The following is a 20,037-nucleotide window of genomic DNA, read 5'->3' on the forward strand; positions in this document are numbered from 1 at the left end:
CTAGCCTTTAGCGTCGCCCTTAGGCGCAGGGGAGATAATTCCTTCAAGCATTTCCGCCAGCGCCTTGACGTTCTCTTCCGTCTCTCCGGTCGGCTGGCGTAGCACCAACGTCGGCTTTACGGTCAGGCGCTGGTGAATGTGCGCATTAAGCACCTGTAGCGTCATACTGTCTAAGAACGCCTGACGAAGCCGCATGTAAAGTTCGGGAGCAACGCCGATAGAGCCGCTTTTCTCTATCAGCAGGCGCTGGTCCATAATCGCGGCGGTATCCGTCTTGGCGTAGGTCACCATCACCTGAGAAAGCCGCTCCTTTTTCTCCGCCACCAGCGCGCTATATTCCGCTTCCGTCGCCCCCTCTGCGCTCAGTTTGGCGATTTCGGTTCCGACATACTTAAGGCTGGGTTTCAGACCGGTAAGAGGTGAATCGATAGTGATTTTACACGCATTGCGTTGATACATAACCTGACAGCTAAAGTCCAGAGAAACGCCCTTCAGCCCGCTTTTAGCCAACCTCTGGTTTAAGCGCAGGGTAATCAGCTCTTGCGCCATATTGTCCAGCCACTGCCGCTCCAGCGGGGCGGAGGCCACTATCGGGTGCCACGGCTCATCCCACACCAGGGTCAGGCGGTCTTTTTCTACTTCGGTGGATAAAAAGTTAATCGGTTCGGCAGGCAGCGCGCTCAGCGCGGCGATAGTAGCAGGAGCCTCACGCTTACCGGCCAGGCCGCCAAAGGCGCGGCCGATCTGCTCCATCAGCTGCCGCCTGTCGACGTTGCCGACGACGTACAGCGTCATGGCGTCCGGGGTGTACCACTTAGCGTAGAACTCGCCCAGCTGCTGTATCGTTGCGCCTTCGGCAACGGGCTGGCCGGGATCGTGATCCACCAGCGGAGAATTTTTAATACGGTAGCGCCACCACGGCTCGCTCATGCCCTGCGGCAGCGCAAGCCTTGGAGAAAGCCAGTCGGCGCGTACGGATTGAATCTGTTCGTCAGTTGCTTTCGGCTTGCTGACCGCGTCAGACAGCCAGCTAAACGCCTCTTTTAACAACTCCGGACGGCTAGGGGGAAAGCTCAGGCTATAGCGGGTATAGTCGTAGGAAACGTCGACCAGCGGCTTAGCGCCCGCGGCAGGGGCGATCTGCGGCAGCAGCGCGTCGAGGCTTTCATGGGAAAAGTGCGGCGTGCCGGCCACCGCCAGACGAGGCAAAAGATAGGAAAAGCCCACCTGCGGAATGCCTTCCTGCAGCGAACCGGCGTTAACCTCCAGTCGAATCTCTACGTTATCGGTAGGTCGATGGGGCGTAGAGAGGATCTGCCACTTGAATCCGTTATCCAGTTTTCCTACCTGCCAAGCCGGATCGGCCCGCAGCGGTTCAGCCTGTACGCTGGCCCCCACCGCCAGAAACATTAGCCCGCCGAGAGCAGAAAACAAATACTGACTGTGCATAGCGTAAAACCTCATTTACTGCCTACATACCGACTAACGGCGGCATCCCTGTTATTGTAATTTATAAAGCAGATCGTCGAGATACTGCCTGATGTTACCGCTAACTTGACTATAAAACTGACGGCTAACTTGCAAATAATAACATTATGCAAAGAATCGGAACTGCGACAAGCCATAAGGGGAAAATGGGACAATACGCGACCGGAAACCGAGGAAAACCGTCTGAGCAGGGGTTTATACTACTACAGAGGCGATGCTCTCGCATCTTATTCTCACACTGGCGCCTTCTTTCCAAAGATAAGTTCGTAGAACTCGAACCGTTAGAGACGTATTTTTTTAGAAAAAGAGAGCTGGATCTCCCCCTGTTTAGAAAAAACTGTAGTTCCTCGCGAACAAAAGAAAAACCGCTCGATTGCGCGAGCGGTTTTCTTTAATTCCAGAACCGTTAAAGAAAGATTAAGCGACCTGCTCTTTCGCCCGGCCCTGATTGTTAAGCTCACGGCTAAGCTTGTCGTTATCAATCTGACGGCACCACTTGGCAACCACAACGGTGGCTACGCCGTTGCCGATAAGGTTGGTTAACGCGCGCGCTTCGGACATAAAGCGGTCGATGCCCAGAATCAGCGCCAGCCCCGCCAGCGGCAGGTGGCCAACGGCGGAAATCGTCGCAGCCAGTACGATGAATCCGCTTCCCGTTACGCCCGCCGCGCCTTTAGAGGAAAGCAGCAGCACCACGAGCAGCGTAATCTGGTTCAGAACGCTCATCTCCGTATTGGTCGCCTGAGCAATGAAGACCGCCGCCATCGTCAGGTAAATCGACGTACCGTCGAGGTTAAACGAATAGCCTGTTGGAATAACCAGCCCAACAACGGACTTCTGACAGCCTAAACGCTCCATTTTCTCCAGCATTCTCGGCAGAACCGATTCGGAAGAAGAGGTGCCGAGAACGATAAGCAGCTCTTCTTTGATATAGCGGATAAACTTGAAGATGTTAAAGCCGAAGCCTTTAGCAATAGCGCCAATAACGAACACGATGAAGATAACGCAGGTCAGGTAGAAGCACAGGATAAGCTGCCCCAGTTGAATCAGCGAACCTACGCCGTATTTACCGATAGTAAAGGCCATGGCCCCGAACGCACCGAGAGGCGCCAGACGCATGATCATGTTGATGATGCCGAAAATAACGCGAGAGAAGCTGTCGATGACGTTGAACACCAGCTGACCCTTTTCTCCCAGACGGTGCAGAGCAAAGCCAAACAGCACGGCGAACAGCAGCACCTGCAGGATGTTGCCGCTGGCGAACGCGCCTACGGCGCTACCTGGGATCACGTCCAGCAGGAAAGGAACGATTCCCTGCGATTTGGCCGCGTCCGCATAGGCCGCAACGGCGCTTGCATCCAGCTGCGAAGCGTCGACGTTCATACCGGCGCCCGGTTTGATGATGTTAACCACCAGCAGGCCGATAATCAGCGCCAGCGTACTTACCAGTTCAAAATAAAGCAGCGCGATGCCCCCGGTACGACCGACGGCCTTCATGCTTTCCATTCCCGCTATACCGGTCACTACGGTACAGAAGATGATAGGTGCGATAATCATTTTGATGAGTTTGATAAAGCCATCACCCAACGGCTTCATCGACGCACCAATCTCAGGATAAAAATGCCCCAACAGTACACCAACCGTTATTGCGATTAACACCTGAATATAGAGCGATTTGAAAATGGATATTTTCATGATGTTTCCTTAATTATTATTTAGCAACACGGTCTAGGCGCAGGAAAATAACATCTATTTAACACTATGAATATTAAAATCTAAGGAAGGCAACGGGCAAGATTAAGAATTATGAACTGGATCGCATCACGGCAATGGTTTTTACGCATTCAAAGCCCAAAATTCATCTATTTTGGCAGAATAAAAAACCACTTGGAGAACAAGACTAAATAATCATTTATCGGTAGTAGGGAAGGCCGATAGGTAGGCGCTGTTAAACTGCTCATAGGGAATAGCGCGTGAGAACAGGTATCCCTGCGCATAGCGGATGCCGTTCGCCAGCAGCCAATCGGCCTGAGACTGACTTTCCACGCCTTCAGCGACCAGCTTCAGGCGCAGCGTCTGGGCGATGGAATAGACTATCCTCACCAGCGAATCCTCATACGGCAGGCCGTCAATAAAGCTCTTGTCCACTTTCAGTAGGTCTACCGGAAGACGCTGAAGATAGTTCAGGTTGCTGTATCCGCTGCCGAAATCGTCCAACGCGATGGCGATCCCCAGCTCCCGAATGTGCTTAAGCGTCGGCAAAATGGCCTCTACGTCATGAATAAATCCGGTCTCGGTCAGCTCTAGCACTAAACGCTCTGGCTCAAAATCATAGCGACGAAGTAAAGAAGAAAGCTGCTCTATCAGCCCATGCTGCAGCTGCATTGCCGACAGGTTAACCGACAGCGTTAAGGGCACCTTACGAACCTTCCACTGCGCCAAAATGCGGCACGCCTCTTCTAAAACCCATTGCCCCAGAGGCAGAATCAGACCGCTTTCTTCCGCATGCGGAATAAACTCTATCGGATAGCGGACCTTGCCTGGCGCATAGTGCCAGCGAATCAGCGCTTCCGCTCCGACGGGACGGCCCGTCTCGATGTCTATCTGGGGTTGGAGATAAAGCTGGAACTGATCTTGAGCAATTCCCTTCACTATCTCGCTTTCCAACTGCATTCGCTGCTGGATTTCGTTGGTCATGTCCGGCTCGAAGAACAGCACCTGATTTTTCCCTCGCCGCTGGGCCAGCAGCATGGCCGACTGTGCGTGAGCCATCAGGCCGTCGACGTCTTCTCCATCGCCGGGATACTGTGCGATGCCGATGCTTAGCCGAGGAGAGTGGCGCAGGTCGTTTGCCGCAATGGGTTCACCGATTGTTTCAATCAGCCGTGTTGCAAACTGCATGGCCTGCAGCGGCGTTTGCGACAGCAGGCTCATAATCACCAGCTCCTCACCGTGCAGGCGAGCCAACACCGCATGAGGGCTAAGCAAAGACTGGATCCTCTTTGTAACCTCAAGCAGATGGTGGTTTCCTTCCTGCTGCCCCCAGGCCTGGAAGACGTCCTTTAGGGAGTCCAGGCTGACAAACAGCAGGCTAAACGGCGTTTTGTCGTGTTTACTGCTCGCTATCTGCTGTTTGAGCAGCTCCTGAAACAGCGTGTAGTTTGGCAGTTCGGTAACCGGATCTCGAGTGCTGAGGCGGCTTAACTGCTGATACGCCTGAGCCAACGCTTCCTGATTGCGATTGTAGTTGCGGACAAGCATTCCCAGCTCGTCGTCCTGATGGCTTAGAGGAAGCGTTAGCTGGTGGTACTGAAAGCCGTCATCCGACATGCTTTTCAGATCGTTTGCAATCGCGCGCAGAGGATAAACCAGCAGGCGGTTCAGGCACCAGCTGATAGCGACGGACAGCATCAGCGCCAGCAGCAGATAGGTTACGAGTACGGTAGTGAAACGTTTTAGCGTCGTCTGATACAGGCTATAGGAATCCGCCTCCAGAATCAGATAGCCAATCGGTAGCGGATCGATAGCGTTGCGTTCGGGTGAATATAGCGGGATTTGCGACGTCACGGGTAAAGACAGCAAAAGGGCGAACAGCGGCGTCACCTGATTTTGCTGCGGCTTCTCGCTGTTCATAGAAATCAGCTCCGTATTCATTAATACGGTGGCTCGGTTCAGCGTCCCCTGCTCTATCAGGCTGTCGAGGATCCGCTGAGTGTCCTTGAAGCGGCGATTCCACAGCGCATGCTCGACGGGATAAGAAATCGCGCGGCCAATATTGTTAAGCTGGCTTAGAGAATCACTGCGACGCTGTTGTATAAAGTCAAACATCTGTATCGCAATAAACAGGCAAATGGTCACCATGGCAACCAAAGTCACCAGCGACATCTGTTTAATTGTCAATGATCGTTTGACCAGCAAAGCGTCATCTCCGGATTAGGTACTGCCGCAGAATGAGTTTATCTTTGACTATTTAAAGTCAGCATACGGCGTCAACGGCTGAGGCGGTAAATCCATATCGCCGGACCAGGGCTCAAAATAGTAGCGTAAAAATACCAGTCCGTGGCTTGGAGTATAGTCTTTCGCCTGCTGAATATCGATGCCAGCGCCGATGTGCCAATGAGGCGTTAACTTACGCTCAATCAGGGCGCGTAGCGTATAGCCGGTTCCCGTACTGCTGCTGCCGCTCGACTTCGCGTCCCTGTCGGGGAGATCGACCGGCGTCAGCCCCTGTAGCGGATAGCGCGGGCTGCCGTCAGTTTTGGCGTGCGAAAGAGACACCGAACCGCCAATCTCCCACGACCAGTTCTCCGTTCGCTCCCGATACAGCACCGGCAGAGAGAGCGACAGATACTGCTGCGGGCTATAATAGCCCCCTTGCCCCAGCGTATAGTCGCTGAGATCTTTCTGATAGTGCCACCACATGGTGTTCACGCCAACCCGTACCTGACGGTGGGTTTCGTTGACGACCTTATAATAATAGCCCGCCATCGCCTGCATTCTCTCGTTATCCGCGACGTTTTTACCGGTCAACTGATGAAAGGCAACGTTGCCCCACAGGCCGCTCGGTCCGCCGCGATCGTAGCTTAGATCGAGCTGGGCGCCGTTTTTACGCACGCCGCCCCAGGTCGTACCGGTATTCGAGTCGACCGCCCCGCCGAACGACAGCAGGGAACTGGATACCGGGCGTCGAGACGCCGTCAGCGTCCACCCCAGGTTGCGCCAGTCGCTGCCGTAGCTTACGCCGCCCACCCAGTCAACGACTTCAAACCCCATCGGCGTGGTGCCGATATCCATCTGCCATCGGTCATCCTGCCAGCCTGCCGCCACGCTGGCGCCGCTGGACTTCTGACTCTTGTCCTTGTCGCACCCGACTTCATAACAGGTGCCAAACTTCTCGTAGTATTTTCCATCGCTGTCCGTACTGAAGCTGCCGGCATCCATTGATACCGCGTCGGTGCGCAAGAAACCGGTGCCGCGTCCAACCGGGAAAGCCACGTGCAGCATGGTGGTATGCGCCTTGAGATCGGAAATGCCCCCGGTGCCGCTGGAGCCCCAGTAGTCGTGATCGAGCGTAACCGTCGTAGACTGCTGCTTGTACAACGATTCGGCGTCAGACTTTATGCCGCGCCTTAGCCAGTCGTCGCTATCGTCGCGGCGCATGTAGCGGGTAAAGGTTTCATCATCAATATCGGCCGTCGGGCTGATGCCGTAGGCAGCCATCGCGTATTTATAGGACGCCAGCGCCTCTTTGGGGTCTCCGCTTGTCGCCGAGGCCGACGCCGCGTCTCTCAAAAAGCGGGCGCGTTCCATATCTGGCTGCGCCGTAGGCTGTCTGGCTGAAGCCATCAGTTGAGAATACAGGCTTTCCGACTTCTCCCGTTCCCCCACCAAAGACCAGGCTCTGGCAAGACGACGGGCTGAGCCGAGGTCGTTTTCCTGCGCGTCAAGCGGCAGCGCGTTCAGCGACGTTTTGGCCTCGTCAAGCTGGCCGCCGGCAATCTGGGCTTCAATATTTCCCAGCAGGGCATCTTTGTTGTCCGGCTCTCTCGCCAAAATATAGCGATACTGCTCCTGCGCCTGCCCGGCGTCGTTACGAGCCATCGCCCATTCCGCCAAGGTCAGGTTAATGCGGGTGTTCTCAGGCTGCTGCTGTAAAAACGCGACCGCGGCGTCTTCGCCCTGCTCGGCGCGGATCTGCTCGGCTTCAGCGATAACTTGCTGCGCCTTAAGCCGTTGAGACAGTTCGCGAATGCCGTCGTCCCACTGGCTTGCTGGCAGCTTCTGTAGCGCTTCAACGGCCAGCGCGTCGCGATCGCTGCCCGACAGGTAAAGGGCATAGGCGTGGGTCCACTCGGCGTTTTGCCGGTGCGCATCCATGCCAGAGCTAAACGTGAGATCGGCCTCGCGCCCTTTCTGCATGCGCTGCATGACGTTTGCCAACCGATAGGTGAGCCAGGGGTCGTCCGGCGTTAGCTTTTTCGCCTGTAGGTACTTTTCTTCCGCCTGCGCCAGGCGACCATTCGCCGCCAGCGCTTCCGCCTGCAGCTTCAGGCTGTCCGCCGTCAGCGAATTCAGGCTGCTTTTCATGCCGTTTTTCACCGACGCGGGCAGGCTTTGTAAATAGGCTAGCGCCTTTTCCGGCGACTCTTTTTCATACAGGGAAACGAGCGACCGCACGGCAGAGCCGCTTCCCGGCTCGCGGCGCAGGGCTCGCTGATAGAACGATTCCGCCGTATGCGCGTCGTTACGGGCCAAGGCGACGTCGCCCAAGCCAATCAGGCTTTGCGCGTCCGTCGAGTCTACCGCGCCAGCCTGACGGTAGAGGGTCTCGGCCTCATCCAGCCGATTGTCTTTTAGCGCTTTCCCCGCGCTGTCGATAAGCAGCCAGTAGCGGTTAGTCTGAATCAAGCTGTCGAGCTTACCGGCGAACTCAGCGTTTTTATCGTTCTCTTTCGCTTTGGCAAACGCCGCCAGCGCCTGCTGACGATTGCCGCTACGGGCATAAGCTTGGCCAAGCGCGGTCAATAGTTCGGGGTCGTCAGGCGAAGCGCCAAGCGCCTGTCGAAGCGAAGCGATGGAACCCTGCCCCGCGCCCTTTTCCACCATCTCAAGACCGCGAACCTTAGCGCGATAGGCAGGATCGTTCAGCAACGCCTGCTGGCGCTGCAACTCTGAACGCGCTTCGTTTGCCACAGGCTGACCGTCAAATACCGAGATAAACCGCTGAAGCTGGGCGACGCTTTGCTCGCTGGCCGCAGCGCCTTTTATCCTGTCATACCAAATATCGGCCGCTTGGCCAGCTCCGGCCGGGCTATGCGCCATGCTTTCAAGCACCTGATAGGCCTGCTGCGCCTTACCCTCGGCAAAAAGCGCATTAGCGGCCGCGGCCCCCAGTTCGCCAGAGGCGGGGAACCGTTTCTGTAAAGCCAGCAGTTTATCCAGAGCGCGAGCGCGTTCTCCCGGTATTCGGCTGACCAGCGACCAGTACTCGACGGCCAAATCCAACGTCGGCATCTTTCCATCAAACAGCTCGTCAAACGCCGCCTTCGACTGTTCCAGCTGCCCGCCCGTCGCTAACAGGCGCGCCTGTTGGAGCTTATTCTTTCCTTCCGGCTTCGCCAGCTCAATCTCCAACCTGGCGGTCAAGTAGGCGTCCGTACCGGGAGCCCGTTTTTCCAACTGACTCAGCAGTTGGGTCGCCTTGGCCAGGTCGCCCTGCCGCAGCGCATAGTGGATCTGGGCGGACAGCGTCTCAGGGCTGTTGGGGCTGATTTTCTCCAGCCGGTAAAGCGACTCTTTCACCAGGTCGTCCCTGTGCGCCGCTTCGCCCAGTCGAATTTGCTCCTGAAGCCAGGCTTCGGGAGAAACGGCATCCGCCGCCAGCGCGGCCAGAGGAGATAGCGCAAAGGGCAGCAGAGCCAAAGAAAAAGAAATGCGGTGGGCAAAAACGTCCCGCAGGGATAAAGGGAAATGGTGGCGTTTCATTCTGTTCGTCATAGTCAGTCGGTCGCTTTGCATGAGCCTCTCTCCCAAGACGTCAGCAGCTCTCCCTGCGATGTAAAGCGGTAACGTTGCTGCTCCCATCCCAATCCAAACAGCGTCAACACGCTGCTATAGTAGGCATCGCTTCCGGGGAGGTGAGCAAGCACTCTCTCACGCTGAACCGACAGGGCGGGGGTGCCCGCCAGGAAGGGCAGCAGCGCCGCAGAAAAGCCGACCGGCCCCGTACCGCTGCCTTTTCCCGTTTGGGTATCCACCGTTTCCGGCGGGAGGCCCGCTTCCTGCGTCAGCTTGGCCATCGTTTGGTAGTGGGACATCAGCGCCCGCTTGTGCGGCGCATCGTCCGCCAACGTGCCGAGCCACAGGTAAACGCGGATAGCGTCATAGTCTCCCGTCGCGCCCGTCTTTTCATCGCTGAGCCAGCCCTTTTCGGGGCTCCATACTACCCAATCCGCCGCAACGCCCGCAGGAGCGGCTTCCAGCAGCATTTTCTGCGTCGTCGCCTCAACGTCGGCAAGCGTTCGGCTTTCACGCCCAAGCCTCGTCAGCAGTTGAGGTGGCAAATAGCTTGGGTTCAACCGCCAACGTTTTTCCGCTTCGATAAACCCAACTCGCCCAGGCATCAGCATTGTCCCAAGGCCGGGGACGTTCACCACTTCATCTTTGACGATGCGCTGCAAAAAGCGCAGGCCCGCGACCTGATAGCCGCGCGAATGCCACAGCCTGCCGGCCTCCAACAGAGAGTAGGCAATCCAGAGATCGGCGTCGGAGGCCGAATTATCATCCAGCACGCCCCAGCTTCCGTCCTCCCGCTTACCCCACAGCCAAGCGGGCAGGCGGGCTGACAGGTCGCCTGCGGACAGATTGTTTTCCGTCCAGGCGAAAAGCCGACCGAAGGCGTCGCGATCTCCCGCCACCAGCGCAAAGAACATCGCGTAGCTCTGCCCTTCCGAAGTAGTGATATTTTTTCCGTCAGCGGGGTCGATAACCCGGCCGTCCTGACTGACGTAGTCTCGCTTAAAGCTCTGCCACTGCGGCCAGTCGCACTCGGCGGCCCATGCCTGTGCGACAAGCAGCCAGCTGCACAGCAGCACAATAGCCCGTTTCATCGCATTACTTTTCATTGCCGGGCCGTTCGCCGCCGGACAGGCGACGGCGACTGAGAATACGCAGGCCGCGCCACAGCATAATCGCAATCAGCACCACGCTCAGCGCGGCCATAACTGCCATCAACACCGGGTGATTCGACAGGCGATACCAGAGCTTATCCCACCACGGCAGGTAGCCGACGTAGTAGGTATCGCCGACGCGAAGGCTGCTGACGCCAGAGTCGCGTACGATGGAAACCGAGCCTGCCATCGCCGCGCGCTTGCCGCTGTCCCGCCAGGCGCCGTCCAGCAGCTGGAACCCTCGGTCTCCGCTGGCCATTAGCGCCACCACGCTGCGCTGCTCGTTATAGGGCGACTGAAAACCGGTGATGGCACCAATGGCACCTTCCGAGCTTACCGCCGCATTAATCTGAGGCGTCGGTTCGGTCGGCTTCTGGGCTATGTCAACCGCGCGTACGTCCAGGCGGTTTCTCTCTGGGCGATTAAGCTGGCTTTTTGCCCCCTCTATCAAAACCTCTACCTTTTTCTCCGGCTCGAAAGCGGAAGGCAGCGCGCCTATCAGCAAAACGTCCTTATCGGCATACTGCTTGTCGTCAGGGCTGGCGGTCAGCGTAACGCCCAGCGCGGGGTAGCCAACTTCAGAACCGATTTGCCCCAGAACGTTCAGCATCAGCGAAAGCTGAGCCGCACTTGGCTTTTCCGGTATCACAATCAGCGTGTCAGAAAGGTCCGCCATCCGGCTAAAGGGGAAGCCGGACTGGGCGAACGTTTTCAGCTCTGGCATAGCCAAATAGTGGCGATAGCCGGAAAAATCAACCGTGGAATCCTCATCGACAATGGCCTCATGCTTAACCGGCGTCATCGTACGACAGACGTCGACCGTACTGGCGCCGATGTTGGACACAAAGTCGAAGTCAAAGCGCAGACGGTTGTTTCCGCCAAGCTGGAAGGCAGGAATAAACACCTCTTCGCCCGCGTTCAAAAGCCCCTGAATAACCGGAATATGCATCACCTGCAGGCTCTTGCTTTCATAAGGTTTGAGCGGGAAAGCCTGCAAAAAGCGGCCGTTCAGGCTGACGTTCAGCCGGGAGTCGTCGACGTAGGCCGGTGGCGTATAGCGGTACTTCAGATCCAGCGTTACGCCCTGACTGCGCAGTAAAAACAGATCGGGCGGCAGCTTCATGTCCAAATCTATAGGGGATAAACGCCCGCCGGAAACGCTGAGCTGTTCTGGATACGACGTCAATTCACCAAGCCTTACCGGCCTGTCGGTATTAACCCAGTTCGGCGCGTCGTAAGGCTTGCGCGGCGCCAGCTGCTTAACGTCGTCAATCGTTACGCTCTGGCCGCGAAACAGCGGATCGCCCTGCGCGATGCCTTTAGCCGCGAGCAGCAGATCGTTATCGTCGCGCCCGAGCACCAGCAGCAGCTTGACGTAGGGATTGTCCGGATGGGAAATCATCTCTACCGTCGGCGCGGAAACGGCCGGGTAGTCCCGCAGGAAGTCGGGACGCCTGTCGTTGGTGGCGAACACCACGGCGTTGCTGTCCGGCAGCTGGTTAAACAGCACCGGGAAATTCTGCCCCCGCCACTGCGCCTTGGTGCCAAACCACGACGTTAGAATGGCCGCCGCCCGCTGCTGCTCGACGTCAGGCTCGGCGCCAAACACAACCGGCAACGTTAACGGCCGGAAGTCGCGGCTGTCGTAAAACGGCTCGGGGAAACGAGAAAGATCGTTTTTAACGTCCAACTTCTGGTAGGTCAACGCAACCGAGCTGGCCTTGCTGACGTCGATCCAAATGCTGCTGTGGGTCGGATCTTCACAGACGTCCTTATAGTGCCCCACCAGCTCCAGGCGAAGGCGGTTAAAGTCGCTGATAAAGCGAGCGTCGAGCGGCAGCGTTATCGTTCCCCGCTTGCCGGGCGATTCCTGATTAACCGCAACCACGCCCATCAGCTCATCGTTAAGATAAACTTTGATGTGAGACAGCAGCGGCAAAAGCGCCGGAGACACGGTGTAGTCCAGATTCAAAATGGCCTGAGAAACCACCTCGTCGCTGCGCACCGTAAAAGTCATCTGCGACGTGTTATGTACGCCGCGAAGCACCAGACTGCCTTCCGGAGCCAGCGCCTTAAACGACAGCGTATCGCTGCGAACCGGGGCGGCTGGTTGTGCGTTCTCAGGCGCGACCTGTGCCGTCATCGCTTCGCCAGATGGCTCAAGCGAAGGCGTCGACACGCCCACCGGGTCGGCATAAACGGCGCCCGCCAGGCTTAACATCATCAGGCCCAATAGCCGCCGACGCCCTTTTAACCCACTGTGCTTTACTGTTGATTTTTCTGTTTTCATATCGATGCCGCTTCTTTTGGCTGCCGAACACGATGGGGCAAAAACGAGGTTAACCAAATGATAACCGACGCCATCCGTCCCAAAATTGAATAGAGAAAAGGCGGTGAGTATTCCAGCATCTTCTTATAGCCACGCAGCCCCAGCAGCATGACGTCCCGCATGCTGCTCATAGGCTTATCTTCCGGAACGCTGTTTTGCCATAGGGCCCAGGTATCCGCCCGAGCGAAAGTGCACTGCATAAAGTCAATGTGCTGCTGAGTAGTGACCAGTTGGAGCTGAACCCCCACCACGTTATTAAATGCCCTCATCACTTCGCAGGGGAAAGCAAACTCCTGCGAACCGCGCTTGAGAATAAGCGTCAGCCGGTCTCCTTTGCTGGCCAAATCCGGCTGTAGCATTTCAAGCCCCACGCCCGCATCGGAATAGTCGCGCAGCGTACAGGGAAACAGCCGCCCGTCCTCTCTGGCGATGGCCGCGGGCATTGAGATTTGAATGCGGTGGGAGTGGCGAACCTGTTTCGTTTCTACCGAAACGGCCACGGCGCCGCCCAAAACGATGAGGTTATAGGTAACCCACGCCGCGCTAACCAGTACAGTAGATATTTCATTTTGAGGGCCGCTGTAGATGCGCCAGGCTGCGGCAATCAGCCCGACGACGTTCAGAATGACCAAAATAAAATAGGGGCGAGAGATGACCCAGTCTACGTAGCTGTTTTCTACCAGCCCGCCCTTTGCCGTGACGTTAAATTTACCCTTATGGGGGTTAAACAGCGCGACCGTCGTTGGTCGGGCGATATACCAAGCCAGCACCGTTTCATAAATTTCACTCCAGAAAGAGTGGCGAAACTTTCCCTGAAGCCGCGAGTTGGTCAGGCTGGCGTGGATCATGTGCGGCAGCACGTAAAGGGCTATCGCCAGAGCCGGGGCAAAAATGATGTAGGCGTGGAAAAACAGGAAGGCCAGAGGCGCGGTCAAAAAGATAAGCCGGGGGATCCCCGCCAGGAAGTGCAGCATGGCGTTAACGTAGCAAAGCCGCTGGCTTAGCTTCAGCCCCCGGCCCAAAAGCGGGTTGTCCAAGCGGAAAATCTGCACCATGCCGCGCGCCCAACGAATGCGCTGGCTGATGTGGGCGGACAGCGTTTCGGTGGCAAGCCCGGCCGCCAGAGGGATTCGAATATAGGCGGACGTATAGCCCGCCCGGTGCAGGCGCAAAGAGGTATGCGCATCTTCCGTTACCGTTTCTACCGCAATGCCGCCGACTTGGTCCAGCGCGGTTCGCTTGATGACGGCGCAGGAGCCGCAGAAAAACGTCGCGTCCCACATGTCGTTGCCGTCTTGCACCAGGCCATAAAACAGTGCCCCCTCGTTAGGCGTATGGCGAAACGAACCCAGATTGCGTTCAAAGGGGTCGGGAGAGAAAAAGTGGTGCGGCGTCTGCAGCATCGCCAGCTTTTTGTCTTTAAAAAACCAGCCCATGGTCAACTGCAGAAACGTGCGCGTCGGCACGTGGTCGCAGTCGAAAATAGCAACAAACTCGCCCTTGGCCTGCTTCAGCGCATGGTTGATGTTGCCGGCCTTGGCGTGCTCGTGGGTCGGCCGTGCAATATACTCAACGCCGACTTCTTCGGCGAACGCCCGGAACTCCGGCCGGTTGCCGTCGTCCAGAATGTAAATGGTTCTTCGGTCTTCCGGCCAGTCAACGCCAAGCGCAGCGTAGATGGTCGGTTTCACCACGTTCAGGCCCTCGTTGTAGGTGGGCACCATGATGTCTACGCTCGGCCACAGGGAAACGTCCTGCGGCAGCGGTACGGGCTTGCGGTGAAGCGGCCAAATGGTTTGGAAAAACCCAAGCACCAGCACAACCCAGGCGTAGGTTTCCGCCATCAGCAAAAGCAGGCCGCACATCAGGCTGACCGGGTCATCCCAGTTTAGCGTCGAAGTATATCGCCACCAGATATAGCGGGAGGAAACCGTAAGGGAAAGTACGATTAGCATCAGAGAGGCAAAGCGGCCCGGGATGCGGCGCATCACCATCGCAATCCCCCACAGCAGCAGAACAAAAATGAACTGCGCGAACAAATCGAACGGTTGGGAAACGCAAATAATGGCTAAAACGGCGGCCAACAGGCTGAAAAAGATAAAAACAACCTTGCGCAGCGTCGGATGCAAAGACCTCAGCCGTTCTTCAGAACGGGATTCCCACTTTCCTTTTTGCGCCAGATCCGGCAGGTGATGAAGCCACTGGGTCGCCTGATGATATCGGCCATGGCACCACGTTCGCAGGCTCCGACTCCAGCGGCGCAGCGTTAAAAGCGAAGGAGACTTTTCCTGCCGCACGGTGACCAGCCAGGCCCCCTGCACCACGTAGCGAATAACGTCGGCAGCGCGCGGCCTCTCCGCTGACACCTGGGGAAACCAGGCTTCACGGCTCTCCCTCACCTGTCGCCAGGCTGGCGACTCAAGACAAAGGACGCTCCACACCGCAACATAGCCAACGCAGTACAGCAGCGCGGTCAGCGGCCAGCTTCCACACTGGCGATAAGCGCTGTAACGCGCCGCTATCGCTTTCAAAGGCCCGGAAGGAATTATGATGCTGGCTACGGCTTTCAAAGGACGCATCGCTAACGCTCCCAGCCGCCAAACGTCAGGCACCATTCGCTTAGCTCATCGGCGTCGTGTGCAACCATGCTGCCCGGCTGGTACTCCCCTAACGGTTTTTTTACCGCCAGCGCTTCGGGCAACGCCTCATCGGCGTGAAGCGCGATGGGAATCAAATTCGCCAATTCGCTTCGCCAAAGGCGACAAATGTCCTGTTGGAGCTCAAACGAGGGAGAAAACCGATTTATAAGAAAAAAACCGTTTCGCCGTGGCGCATTTTGCTTCGCCAACAGGTAACAGGCCGGATCCGGATTAAGCAAAGAAATAGAAAAATCCGCCAGCGAATTAGCCCATTGTTTCAACCATGAAGGGGTTGAAGAAGCGTCAATAACCACCCAGTCATAGTGTGATTCATTCAGAAAATACAACGCTTTTTGTTTATTATTATCGTCACCGCTATTTTGAACAGTTAGTCTCTTTTTTAATTCTGCTTCTTGTCCTTCGTTTAATAAACCGAAAGGCAAATAGTCTATTTTTAAAGCGTAGTTTATAGGCGTTACCGACATGGTGCGAATAAGCGTTAATGCCCAACCGTCTTTATCTTCCCAGGAATGATTAAAATAAAGTCGCAACAGATTGGATACGCTAAAATCCAGCGCTAAAACGGACTTCCCTCGCTGAGCAAGCGCCCATGCAAGAGAAGCGCAAACGGACGTCGCCCCGCATCCCCCTCGAACGCCGTCAATCACGGCGATTCTGGTCATGCTTCAACCTTCTTATCGTGCAGTTCGGCCAGCAGAGGCCAGCGAGAGCGCGCCGCAGCCAGAGCGTGACTTCCTGAGAAGTCCTGATAGTCAACGGAAGAAAGGTGATAGGCTTTAGCTACGGCCACAATATCGCTACGATCGCCATTCGAAGCATTGAGTCCCTGCGTCTGATTCCGTCCCTGCTGTTGCCCCTCGTCAGCGTCAGTTATTTCGTCACTCATTTTATAACTCGATCGGTTAAGCCACTTTATTCAGTGTAGACGATAACAAGAATTTTGCTTTTAACGGGTAAAACGTAACCCCCTAAGACAAATACGTTTTCGCTTCGTACAATAACGAATGGCTCAGGTAAAACCCCAATTAAATAAAGGTATCTAAATGTCAAGCTGTGCTAGCATAATAACAGATGTCTTATGAACAAAAAATGGAATAAGGGATTAAAGTACATATCGTCAGAAATGATATAGGCATTATTTCTGTACACTTTTCATAATCTGACATTTATTTTGTGGTTTACCTAACCGCCAACGGCGCGCAGGCTATTATTTAAATACAGCGAAATTAATCGACATATACTTTCAAGCGCTCTAATGATGAAATGCCAGCCCCGAAAAGGAAAACTCCTAAGGAATAAACGATAAACGCGGGAGGCTGAACGGCAAAGTATGGTGAAAATAAAAACGGTTACTGTGGATAACTAGAATTAATATGACGAAAAATGAAAACATTTCCCCATTGCCCGCCGCGACAGAGGGCAGCGTGTGGAAAAACTGGCAGGGCCTTCGCGGATGGAACTACTACTTCCTGATCAAATTCGCCCTGCTCTGGGGCGGCTATCTCAACTTTCATCCGCTGGCCAATCTGGTCTTCGTCGCCGCCGTACTTTTCCCTCTTCCCGCAGGAAAAATCCGAACGCTGCGCAATCTTATCGCCATCCCGGTAGGCCTGGCGCTGTTTTATTACGATACCTGGCTGCCCAGCCTCGACAGCATCATCAGCCTGCGCGGCCAGGCAACCAGCATGAGCCTGAGCTATGTGCTGGAGTTCCTACAGCGCTTCATCAACTGGAGCTGGGTAGGCGCCGCATTTGCCCTGTGGGTTGGCTACCTGTTTACCTCTCAATGGATCCGCTTTACGCCGTTCATCGTTGCGGCGCTCGTCTGGCTCAACGTCATCACGCTGGACGGCCCGGCCGTTTCCCTTCTACCGTCGGCAACGACAGCTCAGAACGTTACTGCGACGGAGGGCGCACAGCCGCCAGCAGCAGACGGCAAGGGGAGCGCGCCGGATGCCGCCGGACCGCCGACCGAACAAAACCTGTCGGCCTACTATGACGGCTTTATCCAACAGCAAAAGGGACTGCGTACCTCATTTCCAAGCGCATTACCGGCTGACGCGGTGCCGTTTGACCTGCTGATCGTCAACGTCTGCTCCCTTTCATGGTCGGACATGCAGGCCGCTGGCCTGACGGAACATCCGCTGTGGAAAAAGATGAACATCGTCTTTGACGACTTCAACTCGGCCACCTCTTACAGCGGCCCCGCAGCCATTCGCCTTGCTCGCGCCAGCTGCGGACAGACAACCCATACCGCCCTTTACAGTGCGGCGGACAGACAGTGCTATCTGTTCAATAACCTCGAACAGCTAGGGTTTAAAAATGCGCTGGTTATGGACCACTCAGGCAAGTTCGGCAACTACCTGCAGGAACTGCGCGACTATGCGGGAATTCAGGCACAGCCGCTGCCGCCGGGGAACGTCAAGCCTGAGCTGGTTTCCTTCGACGGTGAACCGCTGTACCGGGATCTCGGCATGCTGAAGTCGTGGCTGGACGCGCGCCAGAAAGATGCCTCCGAACGAACGGCCACGTTCTATAACACGATTGAGCTGCACGACGGCAACCGCAGTAGCGCCACTAACAAGCCAGTAGAGTACAAAAAGCGTCTGCAGGATCTGTTTGACGACCTCGATGAGTTTCTTGATGAGCTGGACAAGTCCGGCAGGAAAATCATGGTCGTGATCGTTCCTGAGCATGGAGCGGCGCTGGTTGGAGATAAAATGCAGGTTTCAGGCCTGCGCGATATTCCAAGCCCAAGCATCACTCACGTTCCGGCAGGCGTCCGCCTGATAGGCGATAAGGCGACGACGGTTCAGCCGCTTCATATAACGCAACCGAGCAGCTATCTGGCCATTTCCGAACTGGTAAACAGAACGCTGGACGGCAAGCTGTTCAACGCCGAGCAGATTGACTGGCAGGCCCTGACGGCGAACCTGCCGCAGACGCCGGCGGTATCGGAAACCTCCAACACCGTCGTGATGAAGTATCAGGATAAGTTCTACATCCGCCTCAAGGGCGCCAGCTGGACCCCTTATCCTCAGTGATAAGCGAAAGCCTCTATACACAAACACGAAATCATTCAAAAAACAAAATCCCCGGCGTACAGAGTACACCGGGGATTTTTAATTTGGTCGGCGAGAGAGGATTTGAACCTCCGACCCACACGTCCCGAACGTGTTGCGCTACCAGGCTGCGCTACTCGCCGTTAAGCTGGCCGCATGTTACTGCTGCTTTCACCTTTCGTCAATGCCTTATCCATATGAAAATAGCCGTTTGGTTAAGAAGTAACTCCTGAAATCGCTCAAGGTCAATGAAAATAAGTGATATCCTAAGCGGCGTTCTACCGTTACTCGCAGCGGCGGATACATCCCAGAAATATCGTAAAGTCACGCCTTCCCTTTTTTCTGCGAAGGCAGCAACACCGGTGAGGAAATATTCATGGCGGATTGGGTTACGGGCAAAGTGGTTAAGGTCGATAACTGGACAGAAAGTTTATTTAGCCTAAAAATTAATGCCCCCGTTCACAGCTTTACCGCGGGGCAGTTTGCCAAGCTGGCTTTGGATGTTGAAGGCGAACGCGTGCAGCGCGCTTACTCCTACGTGAACTCCCCGACCAACCCCGAGCTTGAGTTTTATCTGGTTACCGTCCCCGAGGGCAGGCTAAGCCCCAAGCTACGCGCCCTGAAAGAAGGCGACGACGTACTGGTTACGACGGACGCCGCCGGCTTCTTCGTATTGGAAGAGGTTCCCTGTGCCGATACGCTGTGGATGCTGTCTACCGGCACCGCCATTGGCCCGTTCCTCTCTATCCTGCAGCTGGGCCAGGACCTAGAGCGCTTTAACAATATCGTACTGGTGCACGCCGTTCGTTATCAGCGGGATCTCAGCTACCTGCCGCTCATGCGCGAACTGGAAAAACGCTATCAGGGAAAGCTGCGTATTCAGACCGTCGTCAGCCGCGAACGCGCGGAAGGCTCGCTGCACGGGCGAATTCCCGCGCTTATCGAGAGCGGCGAGCTGGAGGAGAGCGTCGGCCTGAAGATTAGCCCTGAAAGCGGCCACGTTATGCTGTGCGGTAATCCGGAAATGACCAAGGACACCCAACAGCTGCTTAAACAGCAGCGCGGAATGGCAAAGCACCTGCGCCGTAAGCCGGGGCATATCACCAGCGAACAGTACTGGTAGCCGTCGGCGCACGCATTCTCAGGAACATGACATGTTGAAAAAAACAGGAACAATGCGCCTTCTGGCCTTCACGATGACGTTCGCAGCGATAGCATTCGCTCACGGCGAAGAGAAACCCGCGCCCGCACTCGGCGTAGGCCAGTCCGAGCCTGCCGTTGCGCCTTACCTGAGAGAAGAAGCCCCCGCGTTCAACCTGACGATTCAACAGTTCAGAGACAAGTTTAACGCTGCAAACCCCGGCCTCACGCTGGCGGAATACAAAATCATTAAACAGCAGGAAGATAAATCGCCGATCGTTCGCGCCGCAAGCCGCATTAACACGACGCTCTACTCTTCCGTGGCGCTGGAAAAGAGCCAGCGCCAAATAAAAAGCCTGCAGTTAACCTATCTGCCTGCAGCAACGGCGCTCTCCGTGCCGGAGACGGCCGAAAGCGCGGCCAAGCGAGAAAAGGCCGCCGCCGAGCTGATGACGAACTACATGGCCGCCTTCATACTGCTGTTTGAGCCCACCCAAACCCGGCAATCCTGCCGCCAAAAGGCCATTGAGCTGCTGAAAAGGGGTAAAGGAGAGCCGTTTTATCAACAAACGGAAGGCACACTCCGTTTTGTGATAGCGGATCGCGGTGAAAAGGGTATAACATTCGCACTTGAACCGATTAAGCTGTCGCTATCTGACAAGTAGCGCGGTAAAACCCAAATGGCTCAC

General features: G+C 55.9%; 12 protein-coding genes and 1 tRNA gene. 3 read left to right on the top strand and 10 right to left on the bottom strand.

Features of this window, described 5'->3' with window-relative positions:
- The 9 genes from G544_RS19970 to bcsR form a co-directional block, all read right to left on the bottom strand.
- On the bottom strand, positions 1 to 1,449 hold the full coding sequence (locus G544_RS19970; RefSeq protein WP_051155580.1) for a M16 family metallopeptidase: 1,449 nt from the start codon (positions 1,447 to 1,449) through the stop codon (positions 1 to 3).
- Between the two features lie 456 nt (positions 1,450 to 1,905).
- The gene (locus tag G544_RS0105105; RefSeq protein WP_027273594.1) at positions 1,906 to 3,183 is read right to left on the bottom strand and encodes a dicarboxylate/amino acid:cation symporter; all 1,278 of its coding nucleotides are present in this window, start codon (positions 3,181 to 3,183) and stop codon (positions 1,906 to 1,908) included.
- Between the two features lie 213 nt (positions 3,184 to 3,396).
- On the bottom strand, positions 3,397 to 5,406 hold the full coding sequence (locus tag G544_RS0105110) for an EAL domain-containing protein (protein WP_027273595.1): 2,010 nt from the start codon (positions 5,404 to 5,406) through the stop codon (positions 3,397 to 3,399).
- A gap of 48 nt (positions 5,407 to 5,454) precedes the next feature.
- Positions 5,455 to 9,006: a cellulose synthase complex outer membrane protein BcsC gene (gene bcsC, locus G544_RS0105115; protein ID WP_245614607.1), complete on the bottom strand. Its 3,552-nt coding sequence runs from the start codon at positions 9,004 to 9,006 to the stop codon at positions 5,455 to 5,457.
- Positions 8,988 to 10,097, bottom strand: coding sequence for a cellulose synthase complex periplasmic endoglucanase BcsZ (gene bcsZ, locus G544_RS0105120; protein ID WP_036023355.1), 1,110 nt, complete (start codon positions 10,095 to 10,097; stop codon positions 8,988 to 8,990). The genes bcsC and bcsZ overlap by 19 nt, the downstream gene beginning before the upstream one ends.
- Before the next feature lie 4 nt (positions 10,098 to 10,101).
- Complete coding sequence (gene bcsB / locus G544_RS19975; RefSeq protein ID WP_051155582.1) at positions 10,102 to 12,447, bottom strand: cellulose biosynthesis cyclic di-GMP-binding regulatory protein BcsB; 2,346 nt, start codon at positions 12,445 to 12,447, stop codon at positions 10,102 to 10,104.
- Positions 12,444 to 15,056 (bottom strand): UDP-forming cellulose synthase catalytic subunit, encoded by a 2,613-nt coding sequence (bcsA, locus tag G544_RS0105130; protein WP_373876284.1) that lies wholly within the window; start codon positions 15,054 to 15,056, stop codon positions 12,444 to 12,446. The genes bcsB and bcsA overlap by 4 nt, the downstream gene beginning before the upstream one ends.
- A gap of 11 nt (positions 15,057 to 15,067) precedes the next feature.
- Positions 15,068 to 15,793, bottom strand: a complete 726-nt coding sequence (gene bcsQ, locus G544_RS0105135) for a cellulose biosynthesis protein BcsQ (RefSeq protein ID WP_161624107.1) — start codon at positions 15,791 to 15,793, stop codon at positions 15,068 to 15,070.
- 11 nt (positions 15,794 to 15,804) lie between these two features.
- Positions 15,805 to 16,032, bottom strand: coding sequence for a cellulose biosynthesis protein BcsR (gene bcsR / locus G544_RS19980; protein ID WP_036023366.1), 228 nt, complete (start codon positions 16,030 to 16,032; stop codon positions 15,805 to 15,807).
- 487 nt (positions 16,033 to 16,519) lie between these two features.
- On the opposite strand from bcsR, the gene bcsG reads away from it, so the two are divergent.
- Positions 16,520 to 18,190, top strand: coding sequence for a cellulose biosynthesis protein BcsG (gene bcsG / locus G544_RS0105145; protein ID WP_051155583.1), 1,671 nt, complete (start codon positions 16,520 to 16,522; stop codon positions 18,188 to 18,190).
- 84 nt (positions 18,191 to 18,274) lie between these two features.
- Here the strand turns inward: bcsG and G544_RS0105150 are convergent.
- Positions 18,275 to 18,351, bottom strand: a tRNA-Pro gene (locus G544_RS0105150).
- A gap of 233 nt (positions 18,352 to 18,584) precedes the next feature.
- Between G544_RS0105150 and fpr the strand changes: the two genes are divergently transcribed.
- Both fpr and G544_RS0105160 read left to right on the top strand, forming a co-directional pair.
- The gene (gene fpr / locus G544_RS0105155; protein WP_027273601.1) at positions 18,585 to 19,331 is read left to right on the top strand and encodes a ferredoxin--NADP(+) reductase; all 747 of its coding nucleotides are present in this window, start codon (positions 18,585 to 18,587) and stop codon (positions 19,329 to 19,331) included.
- Between the two features lie 31 nt (positions 19,332 to 19,362).
- Positions 19,363 to 20,013 (top strand): DUF1454 family protein, encoded by a 651-nt coding sequence (locus G544_RS0105160; RefSeq protein ID WP_051155584.1) that lies wholly within the window; start codon positions 19,363 to 19,365, stop codon positions 20,011 to 20,013.
- Positions 20,014 to 20,037: the final 24 nt, after the last annotated feature.

It is taken from the genome of Leminorella grimontii ATCC 33999 = DSM 5078 (assembly GCF_000439085.1).
Taxonomy (GTDB): Bacteria; Pseudomonadota; Gammaproteobacteria; order Enterobacterales; family Enterobacteriaceae; genus Leminorella; species Leminorella grimontii.

Coding starts and splice junctions, on each gene's coding strand:
- bcsB (WP_051155582.1), bottom strand. CDS start 12,447: ATGAAAACAGAAAAATCAACAGTAAAGCACAGTGGGTTAAAAGGGCGT.
- fpr (WP_027273601.1), top strand. CDS start 18,585: ATGGCGGATTGGGTTACGGGCAAAGTGGTTAAGGTCGATAACTGGACA.
- G544_RS0105160 (WP_051155584.1), top strand. CDS start 19,363: ATGTTGAAAAAAACAGGAACAATGCGCCTTCTGGCCTTCACGATGACG.
- bcsC (WP_245614607.1), bottom strand. CDS start 9,006: ATGCAAAGCGACCGACTGACTATGACGAACAGAATGAAACGCCACCAT.
- bcsR (WP_036023366.1), bottom strand. CDS start 16,032: ATGAGTGACGAAATAACTGACGCTGACGAGGGGCAACAGCAGGGACGG.
- bcsZ (WP_036023355.1), bottom strand. CDS start 10,097: ATGAAACGGGCTATTGTGCTGCTGTGCAGCTGGCTGCTTGTCGCACAG.
- G544_RS19970 (WP_051155580.1), bottom strand. CDS start 1,449: ATGCACAGTCAGTATTTGTTTTCTGCTCTCGGCGGGCTAATGTTTCTG.
- bcsG (WP_051155583.1), top strand. CDS start 16,520: ATGACGAAAAATGAAAACATTTCCCCATTGCCCGCCGCGACAGAGGGC.
- G544_RS0105105 (WP_027273594.1), bottom strand. CDS start 3,183: ATGAAAATATCCATTTTCAAATCGCTCTATATTCAGGTGTTAATCGCA.